We start from the raw sequence: 15,691 nt of genomic DNA, 5'->3' as shown, positions 1-15,691 counted from the left end.
CGCTGTTCAGAAGTCGTGCCTGACGCCGACGTCGAACGTCCTGCCGATCGCACCGCTCAGGTGGAACGAGGGATTGAAGTTCAGGTTGATGTAGGCGCTCGGGTCGAGCGGCGCGATGCGGTCGAACACGTTGCTGATGGAAACGTAGATCTCCGTGTGCTTGTCGACCCGATGGCTGCCGTGCAGGCCCACGGTGGTGAACGACGCGACCCGGCAGCCGGCGGGCGCCGGCGCACCGTCGGCGAATCGGTTGAAGCAGGGGGCGGTCTGGTTGTCCTTGTTGAGATAGCTGCCGATATACGCCAAGGACGTGGACAGGCGGTCCGGCCCCCGTTCCCAGCTCAGTTCGGCATTCACCCGCTGTTTCGGCGTGCCCGTGTTGCCGCTGACGACCATCGGTCCGTGCGTGCCCGCATAGTCGACCGTCGGTCCGCCGGCAAACTGCTTCTTGTAGTAATCGAGGTACGTCCATGCCAGCCTGGCGCTCAGCGTACCGAAGCGGCCGAGCCGGCGGCGGTGGTTGACGTCGACGTCGACGCCCTGCAGGCGCGAGCGCGAGTTGTTCTGGAACGGGGCGCTCACTTCGAGCACGTTGCCCTGGGCGTCGCGCACGACGGACGCGCCCTTGAACGCCGCGCTGTCGGCCAGGATCGCGTACGGATCGGCGCCGTTGATCTCGTCGCTGCGTTCGAGCCACCAGTACGTGACCCCCAGGCTCGTCGCGCGCCGCGGCTCGTAGATGGCGCCGAGGGTCAGCGTCCTCGATTTCTCGGGCTTGAGATCGGGATTGCCGATCGTCCGGACGACGCTCAGGAAGCCGTGGCCGAGCAGGTCGAGCGCCGCGGCGTTGGTATTGCCGGCCCCTTGCTCGACCTCGTTGGGAGCGCGGAAACCTTCGGTATAGGTGCCGCGCAGCGCCAGCTGGTTCGACAGCTTCCACTTGACGCCCAGCTTGGGCGTGACCGACGTTTCCGAATTCCACACCTTGTCGACCCGCACCGCGCCGTCGAGTTCCAGCGTTTCGGACACCGGCGCGTGGGTCTCGGCGAAGGCCGAGAGCACTCTTTGCTTGCCGCTGTAGACATAGTAGGGCCAGCCGACGATATCGCCGATATCGGTATAGGGCGGGGCCGGCGCGTGCAGGCTTTCGCGCCGGTATTCCGCGCCGACGGACAGTGCCAGCGGGCCGCCCGCCAGCGGCATCAGGTCGCGCGAGGCCTTGAAATCGAGCATCGTCAGCGTCGCTACGTTGTCGGTCGAGATCTCGGGCGACAAGGCCTGGTAGAACGCCGGCGGGTTGAGGCCGGCATTGGCGCCGAGGCGGTAGTAGCCGAACGGCCCCGTGCCGGCCAGCCCCGCCTTCAACACGCTGTCGCGGATGAAGCCGCGCAGGATCCGCGTGGTCGTCGTGTGGCCGTACAGCAGGCCCGTGTCGTAGCGCCAGCCGGCCCATTCGCCCCTGGCCCCGGCCAGCGCGCGCCACACGGCGCTGTCGTGCTCGAAGCTGCGCGGCCCCGCGTCGGCGGTCAGGTAACTGAGCAATCCGTCGGCGCCCAGCGGGTTGTCCGGGTGGGCCGCCGGCAGCGGCAGCCGGGTATTGTCCTTCACCGCATTGGTGGCGGGATCGATCCACAATTCGTTGGCACCCGTCGGGCCGAAGACCCACGTCGACCTGGTGTCGGAGCCGAACCTGCCGAGCTCGAAATACGGCTCGAACGTGCGCGACAGCCGCATCGTGCCGCGCACGTACAGGTTCACTTTCCTTTCCTCGGGCAGGACGGCGCCGTAGTCGCGGACGCGATCGTAGGGACAGCCGCCGAGACCGGCCGGCAGGCGGATGGCCGACGTACAGCCCGGCAGCTGGCGCCACGCGACGGGGCCCGCCGCGGGGCTGACCGCGCCGTAGCGGTTCGGGTTGGACGTTCCGCCCGCATTGTCGAACCAGCCGCCGATGTTCGGGCCGATGCCGCCGGCCGTGAAGTCGTAGCCGTAAGGACGCAGGTCGCCGTTGCCGATCCATTTGCGGCCGGCCCGGTCGGCGCTCGGAATGCCTTGCTGGTGCGAGACCTCGAGGTTGGCGAACAAGTTGTAGCCATCGGTGTCGAGGTTGCCGATGCCGCCCGTGAGGCTGGCGTGCGGCGTCGCGCCGCCGCCGCCTTCCGTCCAGCCATAGCCGAGGTCGGCGGACGCGCCTTGATACTGGCTGCGCAGGATGATGTTGACGACGCCGGCGATCGCATCGGAACCGTAGATCGCCGACGCACCCTCCTTCAGCACTTCGATGCGGTCGACGAGATCGAGGGGAATCGCGCTCAGGTTGACGAACGTGCGCTGCACGTCGTCGGCCAGGCCGAAGTGCACCATCCGGCGGCCGTTGACGAGGACGAGCGTGGCATTGACGGCCAGCCCGCGCAGCGACACACCGCTCGATCCCATGGCGAAGCCGCTGACGTTGCCCAGGCCGATCGACCCGTTATTGTCCACCGTGAGGGAGCGCACGACGTCGGACTGGGTGGTCTTGCCCGATCGCGCGATGTCGGCGCGCGTGACGATATCCACCGGCGATGGGGTGGCGGTATCCGTCCGCTTGAGGCGGGAGCCGGTGATCTCGACGGTAGTGATGCCGCCCGGGCCGGTTGTCTGCGCCTGGGCCACCTGCGCGAACGCGCACGTGGCCCAGATTGCCACGCTTGCCGGAACTGAGAACGCGGCATTGTTCCAGGGAGTATGTTGGCGCATCGACATATGTCCATCGTCGTAGCACGAGACCGGCTCCCCCTTGTTACAGTGCGCGTCAGAACAGTCAGAACTTGAAGCCCAGCCGCGCGTAGTAATACCCGCCGTTGATGCCGAACGGCGAGAACGTCGGGTACACGGTGACGGCCCCGTTATCCAGGTTAGACCGCTGCTCGGCGAGCAGGTTCGCGTTGACGTGGTCCGGATACTGGTTGAACAGATTGTTCGCCCCCACCGACAACATCCACGCCTTCGTGAACTGGTAGCTCACTTCCAGGTCCGTGATCGCCGTCGGCTTCACTTCCGTCTTGTAGTAGGTGGCGCCGTCCGACGATTGCAGTTCCGACGACCTGCCGTAGAACGCCTCGCGCGCATTGACCGTCCACGGGCCCGACTTCCACAGCGCGCCCAGGTTCACGCGCACGCGCGGGGAGGCCGTCTCCAGGTCCGAGATCGCCGTGGCGTCCAGCAGCGTCTGCGGCTGCAGCTGCGCGGGCGCCTGGTTGATCTTGATGACCTCGACCTTGTTCCAGTTCGCCGCCAGCGACCAGTCGACCTTGCCGTAGGCGCCGTAGCTGCTGTTCAAGGTGGCGACGAATTCCAGGCCGCGCGAGCGCGTGTTGACGGCGTTCGAAAAAATGTTGATGCCGGTCTGGACGACGGTCGGATCGAGCGCGTTGCCGTTGGCGATGATCGCCGCCGTCACGGCCGGCGAGTTCACGGCGCCGCCGGAACCGTACAGCGAACCGGAACCGACGATGCGGTCGCGGATCGTGATCTGGTAGGCGTCCAGCGTGATGGCGGCGTTCGCGGACGGATTGATGACGATGCCGGCGCTGATGTTCGTCGACGCTTCCGGCCGCAGGCCGTTCACGCCCACCAGCCTCGCACCGGGCGAGTTCGGCGCCAGCTGCACGAACGCGCTGCGCGGCGACACGTTGGTGGCCGAATAGTATTCCTCGGCCAGGGTGGGCGCGCGGAAGCCGTTCGAATACGTGGCGCGCACGCCGACGACGGGCGAGAAGTCGTAGCGGCTCGTCAGCTTGCCGACCTTGGCGTTGCCGAAGTCGCTGAAGTGCTCGTAGCGGCCCGCGAGGTCGACGGTCCATCCCGCCACCGGCTGGCCCGACACGTCCACGTACGCGGCCTTGTTCGTGCGGCTGTGGCTGCCCGCGTCCGTCAGCGAAAAGCCGGGGAACGATTGCGCGCCTTCCTTGTAGCGCGAGCCCGGATCGCCCGCGCCGATCTCGTACTCGTCGCGGCGGTGCTCCAGGCCCGCGGCGAAGTTCAGCGGCGTGGACCAGCCCACGTCGAACTCGTGGTTCAGGTCGAGGTTGTTGGTCCACTGGCTCGCGACGAATTTACCGGCGTAGAAATCGAGCGGCGTCGCGCCGGTATCGTTGAACAGCGACACGTTGCCCGAGTGCGCGACGCCCAGCTTGGCCTCGTCGCGGCCGTAGGTGCTGGACAGGTCCCAGTTCCACGACCCCGCCAGCTTGCCCTTGATGCCGGCCGTGAAAGCGCCATCGTTTTCCTTGAACGTCTCCTGCGGCGAGAAGCCGAGCGGATAGATCTTCGGCAGGCGGCTCGGCATGCGGTAGTTCTCGAACGCGGCCGCCTTCTTGTGGCCGTACGTCGCGAAGCCGTACAGCGTGAGGTCGCCCGCCAGGTTGGCGCCGAAGTTGGCCGCGAAGATGTGCTGGCGGTATTGCGCGTCGCCCGAGATGTGGTTCAGGTTCGGATAGCCCGGCGCGTCCTTCAGCGCCGGCATCTTGGCCAGGTTGGTCGGATCGATGACGCGCGGATCGATGCCGCCGCGGTCCGAGAAGCCGTGGTATTTCGTCTCCGCCGTCAGGCTCAGGTACGCGTCCGCGAACGGCGCGAGACCGAGGTTGGCGCTGGCGTCCCCGGTACGCCCGCCGCCGTCGCCGTAGCCGCCGCCGTTGACGTTGCCCGTGAGGCCCCGGTAGTTCGACTTGAGGATGATGTTGACGACGCCCGCGATGGCATCGGTGCCGTACTGCGCGGCCGCGCCGTCCTGCAGCACTTCGATGTGGTCGATGGCGGCGACGGGGATGTAGTTCAGGTCCGCGGCCGCGCCGCCCTGGTACGGTCCGCCCAGCACGGCCAGGTTCGACGTGCCGTGGCGGCGCTTGCCGTTGACGAGGACGAGCGTGTTGTTCGGTGACAGGCCGCGCAGCCGCGCCGACAGCGTCATGTTCGCCATGTCGCCGCCGAAGGCCTGCGCGGTCAGCGACGGCAGGTTTTGCGCCAGCGCCTGGATCAGGTCCGGCTGGCCCGTGCGCTGCAGCGACGTCGTGTCGAGCACCTGGATCGGCGAGGCGCTGTTCTCGACCTTCAGGCCCGTGGCGCGCGTGCCCGTGACGATCACGACGCCCGTGTTGAGCGGGCCCGCTTCGGCGGCAGCCGCGGCGGCCGGCGCCGCCGGCATGTCGTCTTCCGCGGCGTGGACGGGACCGAGACCGCAGGTCAGGACGCCGGCGGCGACGCCGGCATGGAGGATGGCCTTATGCATGTGAACCCCTTGTCTGGACAATGTTGATGGTGGATGTCTCCGCGGGTTGTTGACCCGGTTATTTTTTTGCGGCCACGACTTCGATTTCGACGAACCAGCCCGGATTCGACAGGCCGGCCACCTGCACCACGGCGCGCGCCGGCAGGTTCGGCTGCGCGCCGCCGAAGAACTGCGTGTAGCCCTCCATGAACCCGGCGATGTCGGCGCGTCCGTTCCTGCCCGGGTCGCCGACGAGGAAGACCTGCATCTTGACGACGTCGCCCATCGTCAAACCCATGCCTTGCAGGATCTCCTTGATCTTCGCGAGCACGCCGACGGTCTGCGTCTTCGTGTCGCCGAACGCGGCCGGCGAATTCGCGTCGGCCGCCTTGTCGACCACGGGCGGCACCTGGCCGCTGATGAAGTGCAGCGTGGTCCCCGGCGGCAGCGTGACGGCCAGCGCGATCGGGAAATCGGAATCGGGGATCTTGTGGCGCACGATCGTGGCCACGTGCGTGGGCGTGGCGGCCGGCGCGGTCAGGGGCAGGGCGCAGGCCAGCGCGAGGGCGGCGGCATATCGGTTTGTTTTCATGGATCCTCTCGAGTGGGTGAATCAGTGTTTGTTGCCGAAGCGGCTGTGCGACGCGGGCGCCACGCCGAGGGCGGCGCGCGTGCTGCCCACGTCCTGCTCGGTGACGGGCGCGGCGCCGTTGCCCCAGCTGGAGCGGACATAGCTCAGCACCTGGGCGATCTCGCCGTCGTCCAGGCTGGCCGAAAAGTCGGGCATGCCGCCGCGGCCCTTGAGCAGCACGGTGGCCACGTCGGCGGGGGCGCCCTGCACGAAGGCGTTGCCCGCGAGGGCGGGAAAGGCGCCGGGAATGCCTTTGCCGCTGGGCTGGTGGCACGCGGCGCAGTTCTTCGCGAACAGGCTCTTGCCGTCCATGCCGTCGGCGTGGGCATGGGCGACGCAGGCCGCGAGCGCGGCGAGAAGCAGGGGTTTGAACGTCATGCGCTGGCCTTCCGGTGGAGTTGTTCGATCTGCTGCCAGGCCGATTCGATGGCGCCGGCCTGCCAGCCCGTCAGATAGCTGAGGTGCTCGCCCGCCAGCAGCACACGGCCTTCGCCCGCCAGCAGGGTCGGATAGGCCTTCTGGCGGCCCGCCTCGTCCCATTCGGCCCAGCCGCCCAGGTTGTACCGGACGCGGTGCCACGCGACGGAGAACGCGTTCTCGAACGAGGCGCGGTAAGGCGGGAAGATCTTGTCGCCGGCGCTCACGGCGAATTCCGCGCGCTCCGCGGGAGACAAGGCGCTGACCTCGATGGCGTCCAACGCATAGTGGTAGTAGCCCAGCAGCACACCCTTCTTCGACTGCCAGCCGGACGACGGCAGCGAGATCGTGTTGATGGCCTTGAGGTCGGTGAGCACGTGGCCGCCGTAGATCTGGTCGTCCTCTTCCCAGAAACGGCGCTTCATCTGCAGGCCGATCTTGCCGACCGGCGCATACGACACGGCCTTCAGGGCGCCCTTGAAACCGTCCGAGAAATCCGCGTCGATGGTGCGCAGCACGGACAGCGGGATCGTGCACAGGCAGTAATCGGCCGTCACCTGTGACACCTTGCCGCTCTTGACGTCCTTGACGGTGACCGTGACCTGGTCGGCTGACTGGCGGATGGTCTGCACGTCGGCGCCGTAGCGGATGTGGCGGCCCACGCGCTTCACGAAACCCTGCGCCATGCGGTCCATGCCGCCGACCGGCTGGAACATCGTCGCGTGCATCGGAAACTCCTGCACGGCGCTGTAGATCTTGCCGACCTTCGATGCCAGCAGGTCGTGAAAGCCGAGCGGGTCGGCCAGCTTGCCGGGCCTGAGGCCCGCGCCGGGCTGCTCGGCGAAGCCGGCGCCGTTGCGGCCCCTGTACACGAGGTCTTGCGTCGACAGCGCGCCCTCGTGCGCCAGATAGTCGAGCAGCAGGCGCTGGTCGTCGGCCGTGAGCGCGGTGTCGAGCCGGTTCGCCTGCACGGACTTGGCCAGCAGTTCCGCCACGTGGCCGCGCATGTCGGCCTTGATCTGTTCCTGGCGCAGGCGCTGCTTCGAGAACGGGCCGGCGTCCTCCATGTAGACCCACGCGTGGTCGTTGTCGTTGACCATCACCTCGAGCGGGATGTCGAACTGCTTCGTGTAGTACAAGGTCGACTGGTGGTCGAGCGGGATGCGCCACGGACCGTGGTTGATGTACAGGCCGTCGTCGAAGCGGCACGTCTGTGCCTCGCCGCCCAGTTCCTGCAACGTGAAACCCTTGCGCGCCGTCTGGCAGCGGCCGCCCGCGAACGGACGCGCTTCCAGCACGTCGACCCGGTACCCCAGCTTGCCCAGTTCGTACGCCGCCGTCATGCCGGCCAGGCCCGCGCCGAGGATGACGACTTTCTTGCCCTTGCCGCTGCCGGACAATGCCGGCGGCGCGTTCACGCGCGACGCGATGCCCATGCCCCAGGCGTTCATCGTATTCAGCAACAGGGCCGAACCGCCGATGCTCGCCGCCCGGTGGAGGAATTCGCGCCGCGTCAGCGACCGTGTCAAACGTTTCATCCGCACCTCCCGTGGTTATTGCAGGAACCTTCTTCGTTCACTTAAGTTTCAGCAATAGCCGTGCCAGCGAGATGCGGTAAATAGAACAAACCTACGTGGAAAATAAAGTTCGTTTCGATGGAGGGCGAACGTAAGCCCGGCGTCAGCCTCGCGGCCCAAATAAAGTTTGTTCCGGCATCCGGCCGCAGGACGGGGCAGCGCCGGCCGTGCCGGACGCGGCGCGCACTTTATTTTTGGCGGATCAAACTTTGTTTTTGGGGCCGATCAGGACGCACCGCGGCGGCCCGTACCTATGCGGCATCGATGGGGAAGATGGGGAATCCGGCCCGTTTTGTCGCACTGCACTATGCTGGGCCGGGGTGCACTGGATTGGCTAGGGCAGCATCCTGTGCTGCACCGCAACGGCGTGGATGCGGTCCTTGTCGAACCAATAGCTGAACTGGCCGAAGCTGGGCAGGTCGGCAGGCGGGCGGTCGCGGTAATAATCCTGCAGCATTTGCCGGTACGCGGCACGGCGCGAGAACGCCGGGTGCGTGACGGTATAGCGCGCGACGGCCGCGCGGAAGGTCGCGCGCATCTCGGCATCCGTGTTCAGCCCCGGATGGTCGCCCGACTTGCGGGGCCGGCCGCGCTTGATGCCGGCCCTGGCGCCGCGCGTCTTGCCCCGCGCGCCCGAGTTGCCGTAGTCGGGAAGCAGCGCATCGACGGTCTGGCCCCGTTCCCAGAAGCGGCGCAGATAGCGCAGCACGCTGGGCCGCGACATGCCGTGCGCGGCCGCGCAGGCCGCCACCAGCGCGGCCCGCTCGCGCGGCTGGTACAGCGCGGGGACATGCGCCTGCAGGCCCGCGACGATGTCCCAGGCCCTCGCTTGCAGGTCGCGGTGTTTCTGCGGCAGGTAAGGGGGCGGCGCGGGCGCGGCATACGGGTCGTCGGTCAGCAGCCGGGCGCGCCGGGAAAGGACGTCCTCGGCCAGGGCCTGCAGCGCGATCGCGCGCGGCTGGCTGTGCGGCAAGCCGAGTTCGAAGGTATAGGCCAGCGTACGGTCGGGCGCGATCCACAGGACGCGGATCGTGCGCACCGGGACGGCGTACCGGATCACATCGTTGGGTAGAAACATGGCGGCTCCCTTGCGAGTTCAGGAACTTGAACTCATGCAAGTAACGCGCCAACGAGCGACTTCAGGCCGACAAGCCCAGCACGATTAGCCCAGATCAAAGGTCCTCTGTCTCGCGACCGTAGTCTTTAGGGTTCGTGCCGCGGCGGATGCGGCGGCCCGTTCAACCCAAAACTTTGCGAGGCAAACCATGTATCCATTTCCACAGACGATCGCCCCGGCGGTGAAAACCCATATCGATGCCCAGACCGCGTTCCTGAACGACATGTCGAAGTCGCTGTTCAACTCGTTCCAGCAGATGTGCGACCTGAACATCCAACTGGTCCAGACGATGCTGGAAGAAACGACGCTGGCCAGCAAACACGTGCTGAGTGCGGATCGCCAGTCCGAGCTGTTGAGCGCCGCCACGGCGCGCACGCAGCCGGCGACGGAAAAGCTGCGCGCCTACCAGCAGCACATCGCGCGCCTGGCGGCCGATGCGCAGGTCGATCTGTCCCGCGTGACGGAACAGCATGTGCAGAATACGACCCGTACCGCCCGTGCCCTGGCCGACGAGGTGGCCCGCGACGCCACCGAGCAGACCGAGCGCGGCCTGCGCGCCCAGCAGGAAACCGTGCGCCAGTTCAGCGATCCGTTCATCCGGCCGGGCAATGGCGCCGCCCAGCCGCAAGGCACGTCCGGGCAACACATGCCGGCGGGCGCCCAGCCGCCGGCCGGCCAGCAGCAGGGCGGTCAACAGCGTTCGGCCACCACGCATTGAACACGGCACCCTGCATCCAGGCGGCCGGCGCCCCGGCGGTCAGGCCGGCGCCCCCGACGTGACCGCCGCTTCGGCCTTGGACGCAACGGGGCCACGCGGCCCCAGGCCGAACAGGGGTCGCAGCAGCGGCACCCGGCGCACGATCTCGAAGCCGGTAAAGCTCGCCACCGTCACGAGCACGACGAGCAGCATGGCTTCCAGGCCGGGCGCGCGGTGCAGCGGTTTCATTGCATGCGCCAGCACGACGATCAGCGTCTGGTGCAGGATGTAGACAGGGAACACGGCCTCCGTCAGGTAACGCCGGGCGGGGCCGTCGCGGTCGAGGTGGCGCTGCGCGAATCCGCATGCCGCCACGATCGCGCTCCACGCCATCAGCACGTACATGGCGCGCATCGGATAAACCAGCAGTTCCCAGCGCGTGCCCGCGACGGCATCGTGGGACAGCGCATACCAGATGATGATGGCGGCCCAGCCGGTGAAGGCCAGTGCGAGACCGGTCCAGCGCAGCGCCGCGACGCGGGGCCAGACGCCCGGCACGCGCGCCATCAGCGCACCGAGCAGGAAGAGGGCCAGGTAGTGCGCATGGTTGTACCAGTCGTCGATGAGCGCATGGGTGGTGGGAAACCGGTCCAGCATCAGCAAGCGCGCCAGCGCCAGCACGGCGGCCGGCAGCACGATGATCTTCCATCCCGTCAGCACGCGGCCGAGGCGGGCGGCAAGGCGGTCGACACGCGGCCCCAGCGCCAGCATGAGCAGCGCGAGCACGACCGTGTAAGCCCACAGATAGGCGACGAACCACAGGTGGTTCCACGTCGGCAGGATCAGGCAGCCGTCCTTGCAGAAGCCGTGGTAGCCGCGCACGTACAAGCGCATGAAGTCGGCGTAGCTGCCGGCATAGCCGAGCTTCTCGATGACTTCGCAATACGACTGCGGCGGCACGATGACGAGCATGCCGAACAACAGCGGTATCAACAGGCGCCAGCTGCGCTTGCGCAGGAATACGAGGGGCCGCAGCTTCGCCAGCATGCAGCTGGACGCGACGCCGGACACGAGGAACAGCAGCGACAGGCGCCAAGGCGACGACAACATCATATAAGGTTCGAGGGTCTCGCTCGCGTGGGGACTCTTCACGTGCCAGTCCCATGTCACGTAATACATGCCGACGTGGTACAGGATCAGCAGGAAGAAGGCGATGATGCGCACCCAGTCGAGGAAGTGATAGCGCGGCAGCGGGGCGGACGGGACAGGTTCGGGCAGGCGGATAGTCGTCATGGCGGCTCGGCGGTCGTTGTCGATGAAATGGAATAACGCCAGACTAGGCGGCGGCCGGCGCGGAGGCGAGCGGAATGTGGCAAGGCGGGTGTGGGATGGGGCGAACCGGAATCCGGTGCCATCCGTGGCTTGAAACGAGATCGTAATAATTGCCACATAGAATCTTTTTATCCAGATCCCAAGGCCGAGTCATGTTCTTCGAACCAGCCAGCCGTAGCGACGCGGTACGCGATGCCGTGTACATCAAGACCGCCAAAGGGCGCAGCGAAGTCGCGTTGCGCGGCATGGGCCTGAGCGGGCGCCAGCGCGGCGTGCTGATCATGCTCGACGGCCATAAATCGTGCGGCGCGCTGGCGCCGCTGATGCCGGCCGGACAGGTGGCCTGTATCGTGGAGCAATTGCTGGCACTGGACCTCATCGCGCCGTGCGGCCAGGCCGTGCCGGCGCCCGCTGCATCGGAAACCATGCCTGCGGGTTCGAGCGATGACCTGGACCGGATCAAGCGCTACATGGTGAGTACGGCGCAAGCGCATCTCGGCCTGCTGGCCGCCGAAGTCGTCGATCGCATCGAACGCGCGGCAGATGCCGGCCAGTTGCGTGCCGTCGTCGGGCATTGGCACATGGCGCTGCAGGACTCGAAACGTGGGCGCGCGACGGCAGAAGAACACTTGCGCGAGGTGAGGGCGGGGCTGCGCAATGCCGGGATCGAGGCTTGACGGACAAAGAAGCTGTGTTCGCGCGAGTCAGGCAGTTCGACTGTGGTGGACTAGCCGGGCTGGAGTGCAACGTACAGTAGATGGCAGGGGCGGCAGGCATCGCGCATCCAGCCGCGTTGCCAGCCCGAATAAGTGATGAGGTACCGGCTCGCGACACCGCGAAACCGTATCAGCCATTTTTTCGAGGAAGTGATAGCGCGGCGGCGGGACGGGGCGAGGCGACCGGACCGACTGCCGACGCACACGATCAACGTGAAGCAGTGTTCAGTCTAATACGGTTTCTCGAACGATCTCGATCAGCGAGCGGGAAGATCTGCTTTCGGCCGGAACGGACTGGAGCGAGTCTAGTGACTACTTCCGTTCCGACCATAAGGATCTCTCGGTATTGAACCGCCAGGCAGCCCGAATCAAACGAAGCCAATGGTTTGCTCCATCATGGGCGGGTTGTGATTGGCAACAGACTGCAGGGCAGCTTGCAGATCAGAGGGCTTGAACCGGATTTTTAATCCCGTCTGGGAAAGCGGTATCTTCGCCTTGCGCACGCCACAGGCTCAGGTCGCGATTGCGCGAAGCGACGGCACCTTCCCACAATTGGTAGGCATCCTCGCCCAACATCAGACGCACAGGCGGGTTATCACGTTCCACCATGTCGATAATCACTTGTACGGCCTTGGCCGGATCTCCTATTTGCTGCCCGTTCTGGGTGCTGTAATACTCGTCCATGCCGTCAGTCAAGGCTGCATAGTCGTCAATCTCGCGCTCCGCCCTCATGGCAGCACTGCTCGCAAAGCCCGTGCGGAAGGCGCCTGGCTCAATCAGCGTGACGCGAATGCCGAAAGGCTTGACTTCGTGATGCAGGGCTTCAGTAAAGCCTTCCAGAGCGAACTTGGATGCGTTATACAGGCCGCTGCCGGGGAAGGCCACTAGGCCTGCGATGCTGGTCAGGTTGAGAATGTGGCCGGATTTTCGTGTGCGCATCTGCGGCAGCACTGCGCGTGACAGCTCGGCGGCAGCGAAGAAGTTCAGTTCCATCTGTGCACGGATCTGCTCAGAGCTGAATGCTTCGAGCGCACCGTAGGAGCCTGCGCCCGCGATGTTGGCCAGCACGTCGATGCGGCCGAATTTTGCGGTCGCCGCGCTCAGCGCCTCGGCGCGCGAGGAAGCGTCGGTCACGTCCATTTTCAGAGCCAGCGCACGTTCACCGTGAGGTGCCGAGATGGATTGGAGCGGCTCCAGGCGACGGGCAGTGAGAACGGCGCTGTCGCCTTTGGCCAGAACGGCTTCTGCAAGCGCCTTGTCGAAGCCGGACGATGCGCCGGTGATGAACCAGATTTTGCTCATGTCGGTTTCTATGATTGGTTGGTGAGGTAACGATTGGACGGATGCCCGTTCGGTCAGATCGTCCGGCGAGCATTGGTGACTACTGCCGCCTTAGGTATCCAGATGCTTGTTGAAGAAAGGTATGAGCTGCTCCAGCGCCTTGGAAGTCGCTTCCGGCTGGTCGTACAGGTCGTAATGGGTCGCGCCCTTCACCACCTGCAAGGTTTTCGTCGTCGTGCGGGCACGCCTGTACAGATCGTAACCATCGCGGTACGAGCCAAATCCGCCCGGCACGTCGCCGATGACGATGTGCAACGGTTGGGTCAGCAGTTGCTCGGTAAAGGCGAACGCATCCCAGTTCATGGCTGCACCGGTGCTGGTGAAGCGCAGCTTATTGGGCGAGCCGGCTTGCTGGCCACGTGGTGTGCGGTAGTACTCCACAGCCTCGACGATGTCGATGTCGTCAATGCCCGCCTTCTCGCGCTCTTCAATGGAATTTGGAATGTAGCCGACGATCGCCGGTTCGGCACCACGCGCTTCGGCGGTACGCTGCTGCGCGATGGCTTCGAGCGTTTTATCCACGACGTCGGGCGACATGTCCCCTTCACGCATCAGGCGGCCGTAGTTGGCGGCAACAACGGTACCTACAGCTTTAAAACGTCGGTCAGTCGTGGCAGCGCTTACCGCGTATCCACCGCCACCGCATACCCCCAGTACGCCGATCCTTTCCTCATCGACGTAAGGCAAGGTAAGCAGGTAGTCCACGGCACACCGGAAGTCTTCGGTGCGCGTAGCCGGGTCCTCGAGGAAGCGGGGCTCGCCGCCGCTGGCGCCCTGAGTAGAGGCGTCGAAAGCCAGCGTGATAAAGCCGGCCCTGGTCAGCGCCTCGCCATAGATCGCCCCGGAGGTTTGCTCCTTGCAACTGCTGATGGGATGGCCGCATACGATGGCAGCGTACTTTCTGTTGGGATCAAAGCCTTCGGGCAGGCGCAGGGTGCCGGCCACGTCCCAAGTACGGTTTTTAAAGCTGATGGATTCAATTTGGCTCATTGGAATACTCCCCGTCGATGGCTTCGTCAACCTGAGGCTGGCAAAGCCGCTTTTAACAATGGATGGCCTGGGGCGGATGGCGTCAGTTAATAAATCCGGCCATTCGCACTAGCGACTGTCTTTGATCGCTTCGGTATTGCGTGCTCGCCAGTCAGGGCGTAAGAACAGTATAGGCATCGCCAACTATTTAGATAATCCGCTAAAATGCGCAAACTATTATTAGCCGAGCTTATAAATGGACGGTCGTCGCCTGCAAGACTTGGTTGCCTTTCTCGCAGTGGCCGAGGAGGCGAGCTTTACCCGTGCCGCCGCCCGCTTGGGAATCTCGCAATCGGCATTGAGCCAAGTCATTCGCGGGCTGGAGGAGCGCTTGGGGCTGAGGCTTTTTGCGCGCACCACGCGTAGCGTCTCGCTGACGTCAGCCGGAGAACGGCTGCTGGCATTGATCGGCCCATCCTTAGGTCAGATCGAGTCCGGCCTGGAGCAAATTACTGCATTGCGGGAAAAACCGGCAGGGACGGTCCGGCTTACGGGCGACGAATATGCGGTACACAGTGTGCTGCAACCGGCAATCGCACGCTTCCTGCCCAACTATCCCGAAATCCAGGTCGATCTCACTGTCGACTACGGCCTCGTTGATATCGTCAGCAGCCGTTTCGATGCCGGCGTTCGTCGTGGCGGCCTGGTTGCAAAAGACATGGTCGCGGTGCGGATCAACCACATCCGATGGCGGTAGTCGGTGCGTCCAGCTATTTCGAGCGAATGCCGACACCAAAACATCCTCACGATTTGACCGAGCATTCCTGCATCAATTTGCGCCTGCCCACGCACGGCGAGCACTTCGCCTGGCTATTCGCGAAGGCAGGAAAGGAGCAGCGCGTGAAGGTGCATGGCCCGTTGGTGAGTAACAGCATCGCCTGTTTGTACGACGCTGCACTGGCCGGGCTCGGTCTCGCCTACCTGCCGCAGGAGTACTGCCGGGAGGCGCTGGCATCCGGAGAATTGGTTGAAGTTCTGGGCGGATGGCGGAAAACGTTCGAGCCTTACTACCTCTACTATCCCAGCCGGCGCCACATTTCACCGGCGTTTTCAGTGCTGGTCAATGCATTGCGGCACAAGGAATAGCGGGTCTTCACATTGTCCGCCTTGGGTCTTGGAGTCAACCGGCAACCGCAACACTCCAAGACGTATGGAGGCGTGCTCACATGAAGCGGAAACCTCGGATCTACCACTTGGACAGTCGGCAGGCACCGATGTGGGAGCGATGGCGGCTGCGGATACCGTCAACCCGGCGAGCACGACAAGGACGAGGCTGCGCATGCTGTCTCCAAGAATGGACCGCGGCGAATCGAAGTCGTGTGTGTGTCAGATGTCAATTTAAAAAAAAGCCCGCTCGCGGCGGGCTGAATCTATTTTCTTGGAGGAAGATAGAGGAGACGGATCAAAGTATGCAGGAGCGGAAGAAATAAATCCAATTCGCATTTCAGATATCGATCATACAAATTTGTAATAATACGGCTGAGCCGTCTGCGGAACATGGCTCTACGGCGCATACGAGTGGCCTGCGGTCGACGACGTCGGGTTCTCCGGCGCCATCGATGCGGAGGGCGGCATGACACGGG

At 65.1% G+C, this 15,691-nt stretch carries 13 protein-coding genes; 4 read left to right on the top strand and 9 right to left on the bottom strand.

The window, feature by feature from the left end; translation table 11 throughout:
- Window positions 1-6: 6 nt before the first annotated feature.
- From BVG12_RS11065 to BVG12_RS11040, 6 genes are all read right to left on the bottom strand, one after another.
- On the bottom strand, window positions 7-2,739 hold the full coding sequence (locus tag BVG12_RS11065) for a TonB-dependent receptor (protein WP_169926806.1): 2,733 nt from the start codon (window positions 2,737-2,739) through the stop codon (window positions 7-9).
- A 64-nt stretch (window positions 2,740-2,803) separates the two neighbouring features.
- Window positions 2,804-5,272: a TonB-dependent receptor plug domain-containing protein gene (locus BVG12_RS11060; protein WP_075792431.1), complete on the bottom strand. Its 2,469-nt coding sequence runs from the start codon at window positions 5,270-5,272 to the stop codon at window positions 2,804-2,806.
- A 58-nt stretch (window positions 5,273-5,330) separates the two neighbouring features.
- On the bottom strand, window positions 5,331-5,843 hold the full coding sequence (locus tag BVG12_RS11055) for a RidA family protein (RefSeq protein WP_075792430.1): 513 nt from the start codon (window positions 5,841-5,843) through the stop codon (window positions 5,331-5,333).
- A 21-nt stretch (window positions 5,844-5,864) separates the two neighbouring features.
- The gene (locus tag BVG12_RS11050; RefSeq protein WP_075792429.1) at window positions 5,865-6,260 is read right to left on the bottom strand and encodes a c-type cytochrome; all 396 of its coding nucleotides are present in this window, start codon (window positions 6,258-6,260) and stop codon (window positions 5,865-5,867) included.
- Entirely contained in the window at window positions 6,257-7,837 is a 1,581-nt protein-coding gene (locus BVG12_RS11045; RefSeq protein WP_075792428.1) for a flavin monoamine oxidase family protein, read from the bottom strand. The genes BVG12_RS11050 and BVG12_RS11045 overlap by 4 nt, the downstream gene beginning before the upstream one ends.
- 373 nt (window positions 7,838-8,210) lie before the next feature.
- Entirely contained in the window at window positions 8,211-8,954 is a 744-nt protein-coding gene (locus BVG12_RS11040; RefSeq protein WP_075792427.1) for a hypothetical protein, read from the bottom strand.
- Between the two features lie 187 nt (window positions 8,955-9,141).
- On the opposite strand from BVG12_RS11040, the gene BVG12_RS11035 reads away from it, so the two are divergent.
- Window positions 9,142-9,711 (top strand): phasin family protein, encoded by a 570-nt coding sequence (locus BVG12_RS11035; RefSeq protein ID WP_083684904.1) that lies wholly within the window; start codon window positions 9,142-9,144, stop codon window positions 9,709-9,711.
- 39 nt (window positions 9,712-9,750) lie between these two features.
- Here the strand turns inward: BVG12_RS11035 and BVG12_RS11030 are convergent, their stop codons facing one another.
- Window positions 9,751-10,983, bottom strand: coding sequence for an acyltransferase family protein (locus BVG12_RS11030; RefSeq protein ID WP_075792426.1), 1,233 nt, complete (start codon window positions 10,981-10,983; stop codon window positions 9,751-9,753).
- A gap of 191 nt (window positions 10,984-11,174) precedes the next feature.
- Between BVG12_RS11030 and BVG12_RS11025 the strand changes: the two genes are divergently transcribed.
- Complete coding sequence (locus BVG12_RS11025; RefSeq protein ID WP_075792425.1) at window positions 11,175-11,699, top strand: hypothetical protein; 525 nt, start codon at window positions 11,175-11,177, stop codon at window positions 11,697-11,699.
- Window positions 11,700-12,179: 480 nt separating this feature from the next.
- Here the strand turns inward: BVG12_RS11025 and BVG12_RS11020 are convergent, their stop codons facing one another.
- Together BVG12_RS11020 and BVG12_RS11015 are read right to left on the bottom strand one after the other, a co-directional pair.
- Window positions 12,180-13,040, bottom strand: coding sequence for an oxidoreductase (locus tag BVG12_RS11020; protein WP_075792424.1), 861 nt, complete (start codon window positions 13,038-13,040; stop codon window positions 12,180-12,182).
- Between the two features lie 90 nt (window positions 13,041-13,130).
- Window positions 13,131-14,069 (bottom strand): alpha/beta hydrolase, encoded by a 939-nt coding sequence (locus tag BVG12_RS11015; protein WP_075792423.1) that lies wholly within the window; start codon window positions 14,067-14,069, stop codon window positions 13,131-13,133.
- A 235-nt stretch (window positions 14,070-14,304) separates the two neighbouring features.
- Here BVG12_RS11015 and BVG12_RS35635 point away from each other — a divergent pair, with 235 nt between their 5' ends.
- Window positions 14,305-14,805: a LysR family transcriptional regulator gene (locus BVG12_RS35635; RefSeq protein ID WP_179966261.1), complete on the top strand. Its 501-nt coding sequence runs from the start codon at window positions 14,305-14,307 to the stop codon at window positions 14,803-14,805.
- A gap of 26 nt (window positions 14,806-14,831) precedes the next feature.
- Window positions 14,832-15,194, top strand: a complete 363-nt coding sequence (locus BVG12_RS35630) for a LysR substrate-binding domain-containing protein (RefSeq protein WP_179966260.1) — start codon at window positions 14,832-14,834, stop codon at window positions 15,192-15,194.
- The last annotated feature ends 497 nt before the right edge of the window (window positions 15,195-15,691 follow it).

This window comes from Massilia putida, assembly GCF_001941825.1.
GTDB lineage: Bacteria > Pseudomonadota > Gammaproteobacteria > Burkholderiales > Burkholderiaceae_D > Telluria > Telluria putida.
This window is presented reverse-complemented; position numbering and strand designations above follow the sequence as displayed.